The 19,021-nt window shown below is 58.9% G+C and carries 13 protein-coding genes; 2 read left to right on the top strand and 11 right to left on the bottom strand.

The genetic code is table 11. The annotated features are described in order from the left end of the window. Positions 1-412: 412 nt before the first annotated feature. From ABQ137_RS15625 to ABQ137_RS15585, 9 genes are all read right to left on the bottom strand, one after another. A complete protein-coding gene (locus ABQ137_RS15625; protein ID WP_184519475.1) occupies positions 413-2,203 on the bottom strand; it encodes a hypothetical protein in 1,791 nt (596 codons plus the stop codon). After that, the gene (locus ABQ137_RS15620) at positions 2,200-6,702 is read right to left on the bottom strand and encodes a glycosyltransferase (RefSeq protein ID WP_184519471.1); all 4,503 of its coding nucleotides are present in this window, start codon (positions 6,700-6,702) and stop codon (positions 2,200-2,202) included. Before ABQ137_RS15620 ends, ABQ137_RS15625 begins: the two co-directional genes overlap by 4 nt. A 248-nt stretch (positions 6,703-6,950) precedes the next feature. After that, positions 6,951-8,300, bottom strand: a complete 1,350-nt coding sequence (locus ABQ137_RS15615) for an ABC transporter ATP-binding protein (RefSeq protein ID WP_184519468.1) — start codon at positions 8,298-8,300, stop codon at positions 6,951-6,953. Beyond that, entirely contained in the window at positions 8,290-9,135 is an 846-nt protein-coding gene (locus ABQ137_RS15610; RefSeq protein ID WP_179465170.1) for an ABC transporter permease, read from the bottom strand. Before ABQ137_RS15610 ends, ABQ137_RS15615 begins: the two co-directional genes overlap by 11 nt. After that, positions 9,132-10,316, bottom strand: coding sequence for a cystathionine gamma-synthase (locus ABQ137_RS15605; RefSeq protein WP_349783140.1), 1,185 nt, complete (start codon positions 10,314-10,316; stop codon positions 9,132-9,134). Before ABQ137_RS15605 ends, ABQ137_RS15610 begins: the two co-directional genes overlap by 4 nt. Positions 10,317-10,405: 89 nt before the next feature. Beyond that, a complete protein-coding gene (locus tag ABQ137_RS15600; protein WP_126966628.1) occupies positions 10,406-11,776 on the bottom strand; it encodes a pyridoxal-phosphate dependent enzyme in 1,371 nt (456 codons plus the stop codon). 286 nt (positions 11,777-12,062) lie between these two features. Continuing rightward, positions 12,063-12,281 (bottom strand): HP1242/YdcH family protein, encoded by a 219-nt coding sequence (locus tag ABQ137_RS15595; protein WP_002814034.1) that lies wholly within the window; start codon positions 12,279-12,281, stop codon positions 12,063-12,065. Positions 12,282-12,626: 345 nt separating this feature from the next. Beyond that, a complete protein-coding gene (locus ABQ137_RS15590; RefSeq protein WP_184519464.1) occupies positions 12,627-13,517 on the bottom strand; it encodes an OmpA family protein in 891 nt (296 codons plus the stop codon). Further along, positions 13,514-13,897 (bottom strand): DUF4398 domain-containing protein, encoded by a 384-nt coding sequence (locus tag ABQ137_RS15585; protein WP_039525328.1) that lies wholly within the window; start codon positions 13,895-13,897, stop codon positions 13,514-13,516. The genes ABQ137_RS15590 and ABQ137_RS15585 overlap by 4 nt, the downstream gene beginning before the upstream one ends. A gap of 98 nt (positions 13,898-13,995) precedes the next feature. Here ABQ137_RS15585 and ABQ137_RS15580 point away from each other — a divergent pair, with 98 nt between their 5' ends. Continuing rightward, positions 13,996-15,129, top strand: coding sequence for a PilT/PilU family type 4a pilus ATPase (locus tag ABQ137_RS15580; RefSeq protein WP_016900968.1), 1,134 nt, complete (start codon positions 13,996-13,998; stop codon positions 15,127-15,129). 283 nt (positions 15,130-15,412) lie between these two features. On the opposite strand, the gene maiA is transcribed toward ABQ137_RS15580, so the two are convergent. After that, positions 15,413-16,078, bottom strand: a complete 666-nt coding sequence (gene maiA / locus ABQ137_RS15575) for a maleylacetoacetate isomerase (protein ID WP_184519461.1) — start codon at positions 16,076-16,078, stop codon at positions 15,413-15,415. Positions 16,079-16,121: 43 nt separating this feature from the next. Further along, entirely contained in the window at positions 16,122-17,180 is a 1,059-nt protein-coding gene (locus ABQ137_RS15570; protein ID WP_026064014.1) for a fumarylacetoacetate hydrolase family protein, read from the bottom strand. 308 nt (positions 17,181-17,488) lie between these two features. Between ABQ137_RS15570 and ABQ137_RS15565 the strand changes: the two genes are divergently transcribed. Further along, positions 17,489-18,877, top strand: a complete 1,389-nt coding sequence (locus ABQ137_RS15565; RefSeq protein WP_039525325.1) for a DEAD/DEAH box helicase — start codon at positions 17,489-17,491, stop codon at positions 18,875-18,877. The last annotated feature ends 144 nt before the right edge of the window (positions 18,878-19,021 follow it).

Raw genomic sequence — 19,021 nt, 5'->3', positions numbered from 1 at the left:
CCCAACGCCTAATGGTCAACAAGACTGCCTACGAGCGTCTCGCGCTGTGTGGGACCTAATTTTTTGTCGGCATGTCCTTCAGCTTGGTCTTGTCTAAACTTAGGTGGACGAATAGTTGCTTGCATCGCCGATTCTTTTCCTCAAGCTGACGCAGCCGGTGTAATTCGGCCATGCCTAGCCCACCGCTCCTTTCGCCGCGTGTAGAACGTGGCTTGACTGATGTCCATTTTGCGGTAGCCCCACCCCCCTCGACCGTCGTGCAGGTCTCGGCATGCGTTAGGGCGAGCGCGATTTGCTCTTAGATAAACTTCGAAGTCTTTATGGCAACGAGCCTCCTTGGAGGTAAGCGTAGCCGAATTTTTAATTTCTCGCCTTTCCGAATTTATAATTAACTACTTGACTCAACCAAAAATTACTGAGAATCGCAAGAATAAGCCAATTTCGAAAAGAAAACACCCAGTCGCCTTGAATCAACACTTCCACCAGGCAGCTCGGCAGGGACGGTGACTTTTGACAAAGAAAATAATACAGGAACTGGCCTAACCGTTGCAGGTAGCTCAAGGCTATAGCTAGAACCAGGGCTCAACTCGACCTTCGAGGGGGCCAACAGCACTCCGGTTATTTTCATTTCCCTCCTCTCAAAATTGCTCGGAAGAAATAGAGAAATTATCAGAGGACAGCTGCATTGAGACAACCGAATCCCAGCGGACTGACTTATCCAACGCCCATCACTCTCTGGCTCATACCATCCACCACTATAGCCTAAAGCGGAAATTTTACATTCATCTTCAATCTTTTGAGAGAATACTGAAAGCTTATTAAAAAATAACGACTCACGCCCTTTTAGCGCGTCATTAAGTGGCGCCTGGAGCAACTTAGCATTTCTCTCGTCAATGTCACCTCCGAGGAGAAGATTATTCATTTCCTGAAATGCCTGAGCTCTATAGGGAGCGGCACGCCACTCGCGGTAGTTAGTTAGTAGAAGGCCAGCAACGATCACTCCGCAGTATGCCAAAGACAATATCTTCCAACCAAATCTCTCTTTTCGACTGACACCATTTATAATGGCGTAAACCACTAGCCAAATCAACGCAACAGGCAGCAGTAGAAAGTCCATGAAATATCTTGATGCAATTACCGAGGTAATGCCTGCTCCACCTCTCGCCAAACAAATAGATACTGAAGCAAAGATTGCATAAGCACTTAAATAAAGAGGGAAGGCAAGCTCAACTATCCGACGCCTAGCTAAAGTGGTGATAAGGATCGCACCCAAAATACCAATCAAGCCCGCCCCCAAGAATGTTAGCGCAATAACTGGAATATTGTAAAAGGACAAAGACTCCGCACCAATTAAGGACGACCCAAGAGCTGCAAGTACTAATCCAATCAAATCCCCAGCTGCCGGCATAGTATTTTTAGTTGAGGAGCTGGCCGCCGAAGACTGACCTAGCAAAATGTAGCCAGAAATACTGACAATTAGCGCGAAGCCCACAATTGCAGAGCGCCTTAATAGAATCTTACCGGAAGCCAGACAATCACAAGACCAAATGATAAACTGAACACTAAAAAAAGCGGCAACAAAAGCGTAGGACCAGCCCATTCCAAAAATAAGAACAATAACTGGCCCTAATATGCAAAGAAAAAGAAGGTTCCATGATGCAGCCTGCTTTTTTTGCAACTGAGAGGCCGAAAGAAAAAAGCAAATAATTAAGAAGTTTTTGAGCCAAAGTCCGAGACCTAGATCTAGGGTTAAGACCTCAAAACCAGCAAGCGAAAAGAAAATTGCTCCAGATAGGATTATTGCAGCATAAACATATGCCGGACGATATACCAATCTCATTTCAGAAAGCAGCATCCTTAGGGCGCCGAACGCTACTAAAAAAGAGGACACCGCAATTAAGTATCCAGTTAAACGATTTGCCAACAATGGATCTAGAGCAAAAAGCTTTACATTCAGCCCAAGAATCGCTTGAAAAACGAAACCCCGGTGTGATCCTTGATTCCAGTACTCGTGAAATGTTATCCGCCCCGAGCGCCAGTCGTACCATTGATGCAGCAGCCGCAGAGAATCCATATATACTGCATCTGGATGCACCTTAAAAATATAAAACTGATGAAAAAAAAGAAACAAAATTGAAACAAAAAATATTCCAGTCGTCAGCCCCAACGGACTGGAAATAAACGTCCTTAAATTTTTTTTCATGAAAATTCATTCCCATTGGTTCGCGGCAATTCATTAGCGAACACATGAAATACCGTCTCACTGGAAAAATTTTTCAAGATAAAAGCTTGTCCAGCCTCAGATCTAGCTAACCACTCCGCATCTTCCTCAAGCAGTTCTAAAATAAGTTCTGCGAAAGTTGCGGCATCGTTGGCCTCATAAATAAATGACGCCGCATCAGATAGCCCCTGCAACCCTGTTGTGCTTGTAACCATAGGTAGGCCATGCCTCATGGCCTCGAGTACTTTGCCTTTCATCCCGCCACCAAAACGTAGCGGAGCTACCGCTACGCGCGCCTTTTTATAAAACTGCTCCAATGTAAGATCGCTAATGAAACCAGTGACAGTGATCTGAGAGTTAGCGAGCGCCTTTACGCGCTCGGTAGGATTAGAGCCAGCGAGCGTCACTCGCACACCGGGGCGCTGTGCGCGCACTAGGGGCATAACATTATGCACCAACCATTCGGCGGCATCTGCATTAGGCGGATGACCAAATCCGGCAACAAATAAAATGTCCTGACGCGACGCTAGGTTTTCCTGTGCTCCCACAGTGACACCGTCGTAAGCATAAAGAGGTACTGTGCGGATAGCTGCCTTGATTTCACGCCCCGAGGCCCACTGTTTTACATACGCAGTCTCAAGCTCAGATGGATAGTAGATGCCATCCATCTGAGTCCAGAGCGTCTCTTCAATCGAGCGGAAACGATTTAGTTCTGCCTCTACTGCCGTAGAGGGCTCGACCTTCATCTGTTCCGCAAGGCGTAAGTGATGGATATCATGCCCATAGTACAGACGTCGTGCCTTGCTGTGAGCAATGACTCCATCAATGAAACCAATGCTGACATGTGGCCGACTGAATATCACCGCATCAATATTAGCGCCGTTTTCAGTGATCCACTTATCAAAACCACCCACGTATTCGCCGCCGTACATTACATCCACACCTGCATCCTGCAGTGGGCGCGCGTAGTGGGCATCGTGCCACATATTCTCTGGCCAAAACTTTACTGAATAGCCCTTGACCACCAGCAGGAGTAGCAGTTGATACATCGCACGCGACCCCGCGTCGCGATCGGGCTGCGGAATGTAGTGGTCAATGACCAATATCACCTTTTTCAGGTGGCTACGGTCGCGAGCCAGGAACGGCCGATCAGCGTTATCTAGATGATCACGCTCAAGTGTGTCCTTCCAGCGCTCACGGAACTTTCTCTGATTTTCAATCTGAAAAGCTTTGATGCCGCCACCCGTATCGGTGCCGTGCGAAATCCCTTCATAGTGAACGACGACAGAGCGTGGCTCGTACACGACTTTACGCCCTGAAGCACGTACCTTGAAGGCCAAGTCGGTATCTTCGAAATAAGCGGGCAGGTATAGCTCATCAAAACCACCGAAAGAATCGAACAGCGCCTTCTCGATCATGATCGATGCACCAGAAATATAATCCACTTCCCGCGTGTAGTTGTAGATGCTACGGGATGGGTCGTCCAAACGACCATAGTTCCACGCACTTGCATCTTTCCAGACGATGCCGCCAGCTTCTTGCAAACGCCCATCTGGGTAAATCAGCTTAGATCCCACTAAACCGCACTCAGGCCACGATTTTGCCGTATTGACCAAGGCATCCAGCCAACCCTCGGTTACTTCCGTATCGTTGTTAAGGAAGTAGATATAACGGCCTTTCGCTAGCGACGCGGCTTGATTGCATGAGCGCAAAAATCCCAAATTAACTGGATTTTCCGAGTACCGCAGACCTGGGACCTGACCCAGCAAACTGATCTTTTTATCGCCAGATGCATCTTCTACGACTATAACCTCCACCGGTATATCAGGGAGATTGGTGTGAATTGACTTGACACAGGCAGCGGTATGATCGAGCCGGCCGTATGCGGGAATAATGATGCTTACTTCAGGCACCTCGACCGTCTGGAAAGAAATGCCTTCAAGTAATTGCGCAGGATCGTCCTGGGTATGCGTCAGCAATCCCTCAGGCGGCGTTGGAGACACCACGTCGCGCTGCATAATAAAACGCTTTAAAGGAGTGCGCACCACATCTAGTAGCGGCGATTGCGCCCAAGGCTTGCCACGGACGGATGCAGCAACGGCATTCCAATCCCCGCGCATGATCCGCATTGCGAAGCGCAACGGCTTTGTCATCCGCCACGACTGCGAAGCGACCACCGCATCGTAAGCCTCCTGAGCCAGCACAACCTGGTTTTCGAGTGCCCCTATGCGCTTTTCAGCGGCCATCAGCTCCGAAGACTGCTGCCTAGCAAAGAGCACCTCCTCTTCCATCCTGCGCTGCATTTCAAGTGCAGCCACTTCGCGCTCCGCCGCGACTTTCTCGCGCTGCGCCGCTGTATTCTCGAATTCTATAATGGCTCTCTCACGCTGCATCACTGCATTCCTTTCTATAGACTTCCCTACCTCCATGACTTCCAGCAGTTTCCTCAGCCTCGCCATATCGGATTGCAGCGCGTCATCATGACGCTGCAGCAATTCGAGGCGCGCTAATGCATCCATCTCACCAGCCAGCGCATGCCGGAGTTCCGTCTCGGCGGTCTCCGCACGGAGCAGCAATTGCGCGCTTTGGTTTTCTGCCTCGGCTGATCGAGCTTTGGCTGCCTCCATCTCGGCGATAGCTCGCTGCTCTTTACGCTTCAGCAAACCATATTCACGGCGAAGCGTGACGAGTTCCAGCAAGTAAGCGCCTAAGGTTGCCGTCTCAAGATTTCCATTCTGGTCCGCCTGCAGGATGATCTCATCCAAGCTCTTAGCGGCATGCTGGACCTGTTCATCTAAGCCAGTCGCCCAGTGCGCAACCTCCTCGTGCTCAGCTACCAATTCGGCGTGACGCGCCCTATTTTCTATAAGTTCTTTATCGAGACCCTTTGCCCAGGCAGCAACTTTACCGTGCTCAGCAAGCAGAGCGTCATGGTGGGCTAGAAGATCATTGAGTTGCTCTCGCACCTCTCTGGCTTCAATCAACGAAGTGACCAATGGTCCCTCTACTGTCGAAGTCGCCGTAACAGGCATTTTCGCCTCAGCCAGCACTTGATGCTCAAGCGCAGCCGACGTACCAGACGCGGCGCGCTGAAAACGGCGTTCCAATGCTATATAGCGCTCGATATCTGAAGCAGAAGGCGCGAGCATGCCTCCGCACTCGCGCATCGCGTCGGTAATGAAATTCATGAGATATAGGTGTCGCTCCTCGTAAGGACGCGCCACGCTCACACAAGAAGACACTACCTCCAACAGACCCCTAAAGACTAGATAACCTAATGAGACAGGCTCAGCACTACGCCACTCCAAGTCTATGAAGCAAAGAGATCCATCTGCTTTCTCCATTAGGTTGTGGGGCACGAGATCGATAACGTCGCCCGGCAACAACATTTCCGCATTGTAATCGGAGTTAATCAACGCATCCGGATCCAGGTCCACATGACGTGCAACTGCCTCCAGCCAACGCCGTAGCCATGGACCTGCGCCACCAATCTGCCATCCATCATGCAACAGCGTTTCATATAACGATTCGGTCAGGGCACGACCTGAGATGTAACGCTCATCCTTCGGAGCACATAAAAATCCGTCGACTTCGCGCACCTGGTCAGGCACAAGGAAGCGACGACTCACCCAAGATTCTTTGTCGCGCAATTCGAAACGCGTCACTTTTGCGAATGGCCTATCTCGCTCCGTAGATAAGTGATACCCGGCCACGTCGCGATTTTCCGATCCAAACGGCGCATCAGTTGGTTGCACATGAGCGACGAAAAGAAAGGAATTGGCCATTTCCGGCAGCAACCCATTGCGAGCGACCACATTCCAGACCCGATCGACCGCAAACAGTGGGGGTCGTCCAATTTGAGGATCGCGCGTCACTGAAGCAGCAGCGAGTGCAGCACCGTTATCGAATCCGGTTGCAGCCTCTCCATCTTTGGAAAACCAGATCGATGTAGGAAGCTTGTAATCCGGAAAGGGCAACGCAAGTGCGACATCGGCAAAACCTGCGAAGCGCATCATTCCTTCGAGCTGTCGACGTCCGTAGGTTCGTGCCCCGCTACCTGCATAAATCTCCTCCAAACCGAGCATCGGCCGACCTAGGTGGTCTTCTGGCGCACCAGCGAAGTATTTCAGACCAATCTGATTTTCAATGGCGACCAACAACACACCGCTGGGTTTAAGCAGCTTGCGAGCGCAAGCGAGCCAGTGAGCTGCCGCGTCGGGCCGATCCGAGAAGCGTTCGGCGTATTCAAGAACCCCGATCAATGTTATGGCATCGAACCTGGCTTCGGTCGAAAAAGCCTCAAGGTTATCAACAACCAGATGAACATTGGCAAGGTCCTCACAGCGCTTTTTCGCTACTCGCGCACGACGCGGAGCAGGTTCTAGCGCCACCACGGTACTAGCAGTTTCGCCCAGATAGCGCGTGATTGCCCCACACCCTGCACCTATCTCTAACACGTCGCCTCGAAGCAGCTCGGACACCGGTCTAAGCAGATTTGCTCGACGTGGACTGAAGTAGTACTTAGTCGGCCAATCGGTAATACACTCGGTCAATTCGAGAGACTGAACACTTCGGTCTGCACATCCAGCAACTAGTCGATAGAGATTATCTTCAACAGCGTCGCCGTCCGAATAGGACCACTTAGCCCCTTGCCTGGCAGGAAGCCAGCAATTAGTTTTTTCATCGAACCTATAAGAACCAAGGCTGGTGGAGGGATCGAAAATCCGCGTCATAGAAATTTCAAATTAGCTCGAAGGTCGGTGATCCCGATGAAGGGAAGAGTCGTCTCGACACACAAATGAATTGCATCATAGCGCCGATCGTGAGGAACAACCTCGCCATTTGTTTCACGACTAGCCAGCCCCACTGAAATAAAGTAATCGCCAGCTGCACAATTCAGCTTCATATGGCAAAGCGCGATACCGCTCTTTCCTTCTTCCGCAAAATTACCTTCCACTGCCGCCATTTCGGTATTTGTTCCATAGACCGTTAATCCTTCCTTGGTTTTTAAAGTAATGCCTAAGATAGGCCGGACAAGATCAGCAGAGCAGCGATAGCGCAAATATAAATCGATTTCTGCTCCCGCAGGCAAGCTCGGAGGAAAGGGTTGTCCTTGCGAGAACAGCGCAAAGTCCAACAGCTCTGCCTTACCATCACCCCAGCGATGCTCGTAGGGATTGAACGCGGGGCGCAAGGCAAACAACGCTTCCTCTCTATCACCGAAGGCCGAATCCAGCTGAGCCAATTGCTCATCAAGCTGCGAGCCAAGTGTGGCTACCGCCTGGGGCGAAACTGGCGCCGCCACTGATTTCTGCCGGCCATACAGCAGATCCAGATACATGTTCACAACAGGGCGAGGTGCGCCGTCTTCGAGCTTCTGCCCATGATCGATGAGGATAGCTCGATCACAGTGAGTAACTACCTGCTCAGTTGAATGAGTTACGAGTAAAATTGAAGTTCCACGCTCTCGCAAAGATTTCAAGCGAGCAAAACACTTTGCCTGAAAGCGTGCATCGCCAACAGCCAATGCTTCATCGACTATCAGCACGTCGGGGTCAATCTGGGCTTGCACGGCAAATGCCAGGCGGACGGTCATTCCGCTGGAATAAGTGCGGACAGGCTGATTGACAAAATCGCCAATGTCGGCAAATGCCAGAATCGCATCAAGCTTGGTGTCGACTTCCTGACGAGATAAGCCTAAAAGAGATGCATTGAGATAGACATTTTCAAGCCCGGTAAACTCGGGGTTGAAGCCGGACCCAAGTTCAAGCAGCGCCGCCACACGCCCATCTACCGATGCCGTCCCAGTGGTTGGCGTCACTGTGCCCGCAATAATCTGCAACAACGTGGATTTTCCCGAGCCATTGCGTCCAATAAGCGCAACACATTCACCACGCTGCACCTGCAACGACACTCCATGCAGTGCCCAAAATTCTTTGAAGTAGCGGCGTTCACGCATTGGCACAAATTTGCCCAAGGCCGAAACCGCCATTTGCTTAAACCGGTCTGATGGTTCCGCGTATATTTCGTAGCGCTTGCTGACCTGATCGACGGTGATAACTGAATTTTCAAAGGACATCGGCGAACCCCTTGCGCGTCGCCTTAAAACCCGACCAGCCCAACCACGAAATGAGTAAGGACACCAGCAGATATAGCAAGACGTGCTCCACCGATGGCAGTTTATCCCAGAGCAGCGCGTCACGGCCGGTCTCAACGACAAAGGTCAAGGGATTGAGCATTTGAAGCCACTGATATTCCTGCGGCAGACTACTGCGCGGGTAGAAAATGGGCGCCAAGAATACCAAAGCCGTTGTGAGCACCATCATAATTTGCTGCGCATCGCGAAAGTAAACACCCAACGCAGAAACAAACCAGGTAACTCCTGCAACCATTGGAAGAAACAACAGCATGACAATCGGGAAAAACAATGCCGTAGCGGAGATCGAAGCACCAGTAAGTAGCATGGCGACAAGTAATACAAGAAAGCTGATCACCGCGTGAAACATTGACGTGCCCACAACTACCCAGGGAAGAACCTCGAGGGGGAAAATTACTTTCTTCACATAATTTGGGTTAGAAGTGATAAGCACGGGTGCTCGACTCAGACACTCAGAAAACAAATTTCCAAAGATCAAGCCCGAAAACAATACAACGGCAAAATGTGTATCGCCCGCACCCGCTCCCGACCAACGTGACTTAAAGATATAGCCGAAGACAAAAGAGTAGATAGCTAACATAAGCAGCGGGTTCAGAAACGCCCAGAGCGAGCCCCCAATAGATCCGCGATATTTTCCAGCAATGTCGCGCTTACAGAGCTCCCACACCAGGCGGCGGTGACGCGAAAGTGAAGCATACGGGGCAACTGGGCTTGAGCCCGTATGGAGAGAACTGCTTAATTGATTTGAACGTATCATCGCAACGCTTTATCCAGATCACTTCGCAAATCCCCCACATCCTCAACCCCCACGCTCAAACGCACCAGCGCATCGCTGATGCCAAGCTGGTCGCGGCGGGCCACCGGGATGGAGGCATGCGTCATGACGGCGGGATGGTTGACCAGGCTTTCGACGCCGCCGAGCGATTCGGCCAGGGTAAACAGTTCGGTCTTCTCGCAAAAACGTTTGGCCGCCTCGAAGCCGCCCTTGAGCACGATCGAGACGATGCCGCCGAAGCCGGACATCTGGCGCTGCGCCAGTGCGTGCTGCGGGTGCGAGGCCAGGCCGGGGTAGATCACCTTTTCGATCGCGGGGTGGGTTTCCAGCCATTGCGCCAGCGCCAGGGCGTTCTCGCAATGTGCGCGCATGCGCAGCGGCAAGGTCTTGAGGCCGCGCAAGGCGAGGAAACTGTCGAACGGGCCTTGCACGCCGCCGATGGAGTTCTGCAGGAAGGCCAGTTGCTCGGCCAGTTCGGCGTTGTCGCCGACCACCGCGATGCCGCCGACCATGTCCGAGTGGCCGTTGAGGTACTTGGTGGCCGAGTGCACCACGATGTCGGCGCCCAGGCCGAGCGGGCGTTGCAGCATCGGCGAGGCGAAGGTGTTGTCGACCACGATCAGCAGGCCATGCTTGCGCGCGATCGCAGCGATGGCGGCGATATCGACCAGCTTGAGCATCGGGTTGGTCGGGGTTTCGATCCACACCATCTTGGTGTCGGGACGGATCGCGGCTTCGAAGGCGGCCGCATCGGTCAGGTCGACGAAGCTGAAATCCAGGCCGGCGGTGCGGCGACGCACCCGCTCGAACAGGCGGAAGGTGCCGCCATACAGGTCGTCCATCGCCACCACGTGGCTGCCGGCGTCCAGCAACTCCATCACCGTGGAGGTGGCGGCCATGCCGGAGGCGAACGCGAACGCACGCGTGCCGCCTTCCAGCGACGCGACGCAGCGCTCATAGGCAAAGCGCGTGGGGTTGTGGGTACGCGAATACTCGAAGCCCTGATGCTCGCCCGGGCTGGACTGCGCATAGGTGGACGTCGCGTAGATCGGCGGCATCACCGCCCCGGTGCTGGGGTCCGGCGACTGCCCTCCATGGATCGCCAGCGTGGCGAGCGAGAGTTCGCGCTCGCCATCGTGGCTGGGTGTGGTGCGATTGGACATGGAGGTTCCCGGAAAAAGTGGCGGATTGTAGCAAGCAGGTCTGAATGGCCGGTGCCGCGCGTCCCATCCGGGCGCGCGGCCAGCTGCGATCACTGCACGCGGCGGCGCAGGTAGTTGAGCAGGTCGATGCGGGTGATCAGGCCCAGGAACTGGTTGCCGTCCATGACGATGGCGACCTGGCCGCGGTCGAACACCGGCAGCAGCGCTTCGATCGGCGAAGCGACATCCAGGCGATCGAGCTTGCTGACCATGGCGGTGGAGATCGGGTCGCGGAAGCGTGCCTCGTCGCCGTACACATGCAGCAACACGTCGCTCTCGTCGACGATGCCGACCAGCTCGCCGTCATCGATGACCGGCAGCTGCGAGACGTCGTACAGCTTCATGCGCTGGTAGGCGGTGGTCAGCAGGTCCTTCGGTCCGACCACCACGGTGTCGCGCTTGTTGTACGGGCGCAGGATCAGGTCGCGCAGGTCGCCGTGCTGCGGGCGTTCCAGGAAGCCGTTGTCCAGCATCCAGTAGTCGTTGTACATCTTGGACAGGTACTTGTTGCCGGTATCGCAGACGAATACCAGCACGCGCTTGGGCGTGGTCTGCTCGCGGCAATACTTCAGCGCGGCGGCCAGCAAGGTACCGGTGGACGAGCCGCCGAGGATGCCCTCCTTGGCCAGCAACTCGCGCGCGGTGTGGAAGCTTTCCGCGTCGCTGATCGAATAGGCCTTCTTGACCCGCGAAAAATCGGAGATGTCCGGCAGGAAGTCCTCGCCGATGCCTTCGACCAGCCAGCTGCCGGACTTCTCGCTGACCGTGCCCTCTTCGATGTACTGGGTCAGGATCGAGCCGACCGGGTCGGCCAGCACCAGCTCGGTGTGCGGCGAGGCGGTGGCGAAGGCGCGCGACAGGCCGGTCATGGTGCCGGAGCTGCCGCAGCCGAACACGATCGCATCCAGATCGTTGTCCATCTGCGCCAGGATCTCCGGGCCGGTGCCGAGTTCGTGTGCGGCCGGGTTATCCGGGTTGCCGAACTGGTTGATGAAGTAGGCGCCCGGGGTCTCGGTGGCGATCTTGGCGGCCAGGTCCTGGTAGTACTCCGGGTGGCCCTTGGCCACGTCCGACCGGGTCAGCACCACCTGGGCGCCCATGGCCTTGAGGTTGAAGATCTTCTCGCGACTCATCTTGTCCGGTACCACCAGGATCAACCGGTAGCCCTTCTGCTGGGCGACCAGTGCCAGACCCAGGCCGGTGTTGCCGGCGGTGCCTTCGACCAGGGTCGCGCCCGGGGTGAGGTCGCCACGCTGTTCGGCCGCCTCGATCATCGACAGGCCGATGCGGTCCTTGATCGATCCGCCGGGATTGGCCGCCTCCAGCTTGAGGAACAGCTCGCAGACGCCGGTGTCCAGGTGCTGTGCCTTGACGATCGGCGTGTTGCCGATCAGTTCGAGTACGGAGGAATGGATCGCCATCGGAATATCGTCACTGCGTCGCGCGGGGCTTGGCCGCCCATTATCCGACGAACGGCTGGGGAATGCTCATTCAGACTGGAACCGATCACGCCGGCCAATGAACGGGCGGGCTCAGCCAGCGCTGCGCCACTACCACCGGCCTGACTGCGCGGCCGCCAGGCGGGCATCGCGCCCTGCCGCCAGGCGCGTGACACGGGTTGCGCAAATAAAGACGCGGACGGTGGCAAGCCGACGAGGAGGCCGCCACCGCCCGCGGCGGTGAACTTGTTCTAGCGGTGGGGAAGGATCAGTGGGTGAGCTGGTCGTACATCCGGGTGAGCTTTTCTTTCGCCTGCAACTTCTCGCGCTTCATCTGGCCCAAGGTCACGTCGTCGATGGGGAGTACCCCGAGTTCGGCATCCATGCATTTCTTGTTCAAGAGCTTGTGGCGTTGGTACAGCTGCTTGAACTCGGGATCGGACTTGACCAATGCGTCGATTTCGGTCTGCGGTTGCCCTTCGAACATGGCGTTACCTCCTTCACTTGAAACACTTAAAACAAGAACGCCCCGGCCGCGGGCGGCACGGGGCGCTGCTTGGGGATGGAAGACTCGCGGATCACAATGGCAAGCGCACTGGCGGAACCAAAAAGCTGTCCACCGAATTGCGTTGATGCGTGCCCTTGCGTCACTGACCCGGCCCTCCGTACTTCCAGGCAGCGGAGTGCTGCCCGGGAGTACGACCCTACGCCGGTCGCGGAGGGGGTTCAAGGCCAGAACGGCTGCTTTTGCCGTTCCCTGCCTCAATCAGTGACCGCGGTTCAACCGGGCGTCATGCCCGGGTTAAAACACCTTAACTTCCAACCACTTGCATTACGGCGCGACAACCACCTCGGCAGCGCGCGTCTTGCTGGCGGCGGCCTTGGTGCCATTGACCTGCAGCCGTGCGCTGGCGACACCGGCAGCCACCAGGGCGTCGCGCACCGCTTCGGCCCGCTTCTTGGCGGTGGCTGCATCGCTATCGTAGCCGACGATGCTGACCCGGCCTTTCTTGCCGATGTTCAGATACTCGGCCAGTGCCTTGGCCTGCCCCGCGGCATCGCCGGACAGCGCGGCCTTGCCACCGAAGGCGCCACTGCCCAGCGAAAACACTTCGCCGCGGCTGTCGAACTTGGCGGACGGCAACTTGGCCCCGGCCACCAGTTCGGCTTCTTCATGCGCCAGTTGCACCGCTTTCTGCTGGGCCGCATTGAGCTTGGCGGTCTGCTTGCCGGCCACGCTGGTCAGCGCCAGCTCGGCGTCCTGGCGGGCCAGGGTCTCCTGTTCGGCCGCCTGCCGCATGCGCTCGGCCTCTTCGGCCTGGATCTGCGCCTGCACGCGCAGACGCTCGGCTTCCTGGCGCGCGCGCGAGGCGTCGCGGCGGCTGGCTTCGATCAGCAGGTCGTTGCGGGTGCCCTCCAACCGATCCAGCTCGCGCCGCGCCAGTGCGGTGCGGGCGGTGAGTTCGGCGATTTCGACCCGACGATCGGCCAGGAACACCAGCTCGTCGCGGTCGCGCCGCTTGGCCTCGGCCAGCGCCGCCACGCTCTGCTGCGCCTGCAGCCGCTCGAAGCGGGCCAGTTCATTGGTCTGCGGGTCGTTCTGCAGCGCGGCCAGGCGCCGGTTGAGCGCGTCGGCCTGCGGGTCGTCCTTGGCCGCCATTGCCAGCGACGGCAGGGTGCCCAGGCTCAGTACGCCCAGATAGAGAAGCGGACGCAGTTTCATCGGCCGGCCTCCCCGGTGTTGAGGCTGTTCTGCAGTTGCGCCACTTCCTTGCGCCGCTGTTCCAGCTGGGCGGTGACCACCGCCTCTTCGCTGCGCGCCTTGGCCAGATCGGCGTCGGCCGCTGCGCGCAAGGCGATCTGTGGCACCTGCTTGCGCTGGCGCTTGTCCAGTTGAGCCTGCTGGGCCTGCATCAGTTCCTGGCGGGCCAGATTGACCAGATCGGGTGCGTACTGGTCGGCATCGGCCTGGGTGGCGCGTTGCACCGCCTGTTCGGCGGCGGTGAGCTCCGGTGCCACCTGGGCGGCAGCCGGAGAGGAAAGAACCATGAAACAGGCGATGCCATACAGGGATCGCCGCAAGTATGCGAAGCTAGCCGTCATTAGGGGAGCCGTAGCGAGAAGTCTCGAGCACGGCCATTGTCGGAAGCCTGCGGCGGACTTGCAACGAGACGCTGCCGTTTGTTGGGGAACCATTGCGCATGGATATCGGCTACTTCCTGAAGCTGATGACCGAAAAGAATGCCTCGGACATGTTCTTGACCACCGGCGCACCGGTGTACATCAAGATCGAAGGCAAGCTCTACCCGCTCGGCAATACGGGGTTGCCGCCGGGAATGGTCAAGAAAATCGCTTATTCATTGATGGACGAAGGCCAGGTACCGCAGTTCGAGCGCGAGCTGGAGCTCAACATGGCCATCGCCCTGTCCGACGCCGGGCGCTTCCGCGTGAACGTGTTCAAGCAGCGCGGCGAGGTGGGCATGGTGATCCGCGCCATCCGCAGCCGGATCCCCAGCATCGAAGAGCTCAACCTGCCGCAGGTGCTCAAGGACGTCATCATGACCCCGCGCGGGCTGGTGCTGGTGGTCGGCTCGACCGGCTCGGGCAAGTCGACCTCGCTGGCCTCGATGATCGACCACCGCAACAGCACCACCACCGGGCACATCCTCACCATCGAGGACCCGATCGAATATCTGCACAAGCACAAGATGTCGATCGTGAACCAGCGCGAGGTGGGCCTGGACACGCACGCCTTCCAGAGCGCGCTGAAGAACGCGATGCGCGAGGCGCCGGACGTGATCCTGATCGGCGAGATCCTGGATGCCGAGACGATGGAGGCGGCGATCGCCTTCGCCGAGACCGGCCACCTGTGCCTGGCGACGCTGCACTCCAACAATGCCGACCAGACCATCGAGCGCATCCTCAATTTCTTCCCCGAGAGCGCGCACAAGAACGTGCTGATGAACCTGGCGCTGAACCTGCGCGCCGTGGTGTCGCTGCGCCTGGTCAAGGGCGTGGACGGACGCCGCCGGCCGGCGACCGAAGTGCTGCTCAACACGCCGATGATCCGCGACCTGCTGCGCCGTGGCCAGGTGCACGAGGTCAAGCAGGCGATGGAGGAATCGCTTGAAGAAGGCATGCAGACCTTCGACCAATGCTTGTTCCGCATGGTCAAGTCCGGCGAAATCGAGCAGGAGGAAGCGCTGCGCGCGGCCGACTCGCGCGATGGCCTGGCGCTGAAGTTCCGCCTGTCCGAGGGCGGTTCCGGCGAGCACGACCCGTACGCGGATTACGAAACGGCAGCAGCGCCGAAGATCAGCCACGGCTTTATCTGATCATCGGCAGGTGCGCGGTGTTGCCGCGCACCTGCCCGGCGCGGCGGATTGCGCAGGGCCGTTGCCGGCGTACGAGCGGTGCGCACGGTTGGGGCAGCGCAGCGGCCAGCTCCGATCAACCCATGAGTGCCGCCGAGCGCGGCCGGTGCCCAGTGCGCGGAGACAGCGCGCCCGCCTGCGCACCACCCGGCCAACCGACAACCGCTCGCTACCGGTACCTACCCTGCCCGGGCTGCGATTCAACGCGGATGTGCCCCCGCACCAGGCGAAGGCCTGCCGCCGATCAGGCCGGCACCGCGTCGGCCTGCATTTCCGGCCGCGCCGCCGCGAATGCCGGCAATGCCAGGCAGGCCTGTTCGATGCGTTGCAGGATCGGATACGCCGTCAGATCGACGTCGAAACGGCGCGCGTTGTAGAGCTGCGGGATCAGCAGGCAATCGGCCAGGCCCGGCGTGTCGCCGTGGCAGAACGTGCCGGCATGCGGATCACCGGACAACTGCGCTTCCAGCGCCGCAAAACCGCGCTGCATCCAGTGCCGCGTCCATTGCTGGCGCTGCGCAGCATCCAGCTGCCATTCGCGCTCGAAAAACTGGGTGACGCGCAGGTTGTTGAGCGGGTGCACGTCGCAGGCGATCACCTGCGCCAGGGCGCGCACGCGGGCGCGCGCGGCCGGCGCGGCGGGGAGTAGCCGCGCGCTGTCCGGGAACGTATCTTCCAGATACTCCAGGATCGCCAGCGACTGCGGAATCACCACCGCGCCGTGCCGCAACGTGGGCACCAGTTCCTGCGGGTTGAGCTGCGCGTAGGCGGGTGCATGCTGCTCGCCGCCGTCGCGCACCAGATGCACCGGATGCGCGAGGTAGGCCAGTGCCTTCAGGTGCAGGCCGATGCGCACGCGATACGCGGCGCTGGAGCGCCAGTACGAGAACAGTTCCAGTGGCGCGCTCATGCCCGGCCTCGCATGCAGTGTTGTGCAGACGCCCTTGCCGATCTCATGGCAGCGGCTGACGTTCGACCCGCTGTTCGATCGCACCGAAGATGCTGGCGCCATCGGCAGCGAACATCTCGATCCGCACCACGTCGCCGAAGGACAGGAACGGCGTGCTCGGGGTGCCGTCGCGCAGGGTTTCCACCACGCGCTGCTCGGCAAAGCACGAGGCGCCCAGCGTGGTGTCCTGGTTGGCGATGGTGCCGGAGCCGACGATGGTACCGGCCGAGAGCGGCCGGGTCCTGGCGGCGTGGGCGATCAGCTGGGCGAAGTCGAACTGCATGTCGTTGCCGGCCTCCGGCGCGCCGAACCAGGCGCCATTGACGTGGGTGACCAGCGGCAGATGCACCTTGTTGTCGCGCCATGCCTCGTCCAGTTCATCCACGGTGACGAACACCGGCGACAGCGCCGAGCGCGGTTTGGATTGCACGAAGCCGAAGCCCTTGGCGAGCTCGGCCGGGATCAGGTTGCGCAGCGATACGTCGTTGACCAGGCCGACCAGCTGGATATGCGCGGCGGCCTGCTCGGGCGAGGCGCCCATCGGCACATCGTCGGTGATCACCACCAGCTCGGCTTCCAGATCGATACCGTGGTCTTCGCTGATCACCTTGATCGCATCGCGCGGGCCGTAGAACCCGGCGCTGGTGGCCTGGTACATCAGCGGGTCGGTGTAGAAGCTTTCCGGCACCTCGGCATTGCGCGCACGGCGCACGCGCTCCACGTGCGGCAGGTAGGCGCTGCCGTCGACGAACTCGTAGGCGCGCGGCAACGGTGCGGCCAGCGCCTGCAGATCCAGATCGAACACGCCATCGGCGCTGCCCTCGTTGAGCGAGGCCGACAAGGCATTCAGGCGCGGCGCGACATTGCTCCAGTCTTCCAGCGCGCGCTGCAGCGTGGGCGCGATGCCGGTGGCGCGGACTGCGGTGCGCAGGTCGCGCGCGACCACGATCAGGCTGCCATCGCGGCCGCCCTCCTTCAGGGAACCTAGCTTCATGACCGTCCTGTGCTGTGGCTGATCGGTCGATTGTACGGCCTGTCGCAACAGTGGTTGCAACTGAAACAACTGACCCGTAGCCCAACCGATGAACTCGCCTTTTGTGCAGCGCGCCAAACGCGCGTACACTGGCGCGGTCTGCATGCGGCCGTCCGTTTCCCTTAGGGACAGCCGGCGAGGCCAGGATCGATCGATCCGCTCGCCCGCCCCACCCGACGCCTTTCGTGGTGCCGACAAACCCATCGCGTCTTGATTGGGTTGTTCCACCATCTCGCAGCGCGGTTCACGGGAACGCTCCGAGCCTCACTTTTTTGCATCTGCAATGCGTTTGCGCTCCGGGCCTGGCCTGGCGGCGACGCTTTACTTGGAGCTTCCTGATGTCTTTTGAATCCCTGGGCCTGGCGCCCTTCCTGCTGCGCGCGTTGGCCGAGCAGGGCTACGAAACCCCCACTGCGATCCAGCAGCAGGCCATCCCGCTGGTGTTGGCAGGGCATGACCTGCTGGCCGGCGCACAGACCGGTACCGGCAAGACCGCCGCGTTCGGCCTGCCGTTGCTGCAGCACCTGGGCACCTCGCCGCAGCCGGTCAACGGCCCGCGCAAGCCGCGCGCGCTGATCCTGACCCCCACCCGCGAGCTGGCCACCCAGGTGCACGACAGCCTGCGCGGTTACAGCAAGTACCTGCGCATCCCGAGCGCGGTGATCTACGGCGGCGTGGGCATGGGCAACCAGCTCGATACCCTGCGTCGCGGCGTGGACCTGCTGATCGCCTGCCCGGGCCGGCTGATCGACCATATCGAGCGCCGCAGCGTGGATCTGTCCGGCATCGAAGTGCTGATCCTGGACGAAGCCGATCGCATGCTCGACATGGGCTTCCTGCCGTCGATCAAGCGCATCCTGACCAAGCTGCCGCGCCAGGACCGTCAGACCCTGCTGTTCTCGGCAACGTTCGAAGAGAACATCAAGCAGCTGGCGCTGGAGTTCATGCGCAATCCGATGCAGATCCAGGTCACCCCGAGCAACACCGTGGCCGAGAGCATCACCCACCGCGTGCACCCGGTCGATGGCGCGCGCAAGCGCGACCTGCTGCTGCACCTGCTGGCGCAGGACAGCCGCGAGCAGACCCTGGTGTTCGCCCGCACCAAGCACGGCAGCGACAAGCTGGCGCTGTTCCTGGAAAAGTCCGGCATCAAGACCGCTGCGATCCATGGCAACAAGAGCCAGGGCCAGCGCATGCGCGCGCTGAGCGACTTCAAGGCCGGCCGCGTGACCGTGCTGGTGGCCACCGATATCGCCGCGCGCGGCATCGACATCGACCAGCTGCCCAAGGTCATCAACTACGACCTGCCGATGGTGGCCGAGGATTACGTGCACCGCATCGGCCGCACCGGCCGTAACGGTTCCACCGGCGAGGCGATCTCGCTGGTGGCGCAGGACGAAGCCAAGCTGCTGCGCCAGATCGTGCGCATGCTGGGCCGCGACGTGGAAATCCGCGACGTGCCGGGTTACGAGCCGCAGACCCCGATCCGTTGGGGCAACAGCGCGCCGGGCCGTGCCGAGCAGCCGGGTGGCGATCGCGCCCCGCGCAAGAGCCACGCCCGTCGTCCGCATGGCGATGCACCGCGTCAGGCGCATGCGCATGCCGGCCCGAAGAAGCCGGGCGGCCAGCGCAGCAGCGGTCCGCGTCAGGCCGGTGTTGCCGCCGGTGCCGGTGCAGGCCGTCGCGATGGTGGCCGTGGCGGTCAGCGTCCGGGCGGCTCGCGCTGACGCCGGAGCGCCGGTACGACCTGCGCCCAGGTCTGCGTTGAACTGAAAGAAAAAGCCGCCCTTCGGGGCGGCTTTTTTGTGGGCACAGTTCAGGCGATACGCGTGATGCAGCGCGAAGGAGATGGCGCCCGAGCCTCGTGCGTG

Source organism: Xanthomonas sp. WHRI 8393 (assembly GCF_040203315.1).
GTDB classification, from domain to species: Bacteria; Pseudomonadota; Gammaproteobacteria; order Xanthomonadales; family Xanthomonadaceae; genus Xanthomonas; species Xanthomonas arboricola.
This window is presented reverse-complemented; position numbering and strand designations above follow the sequence as displayed.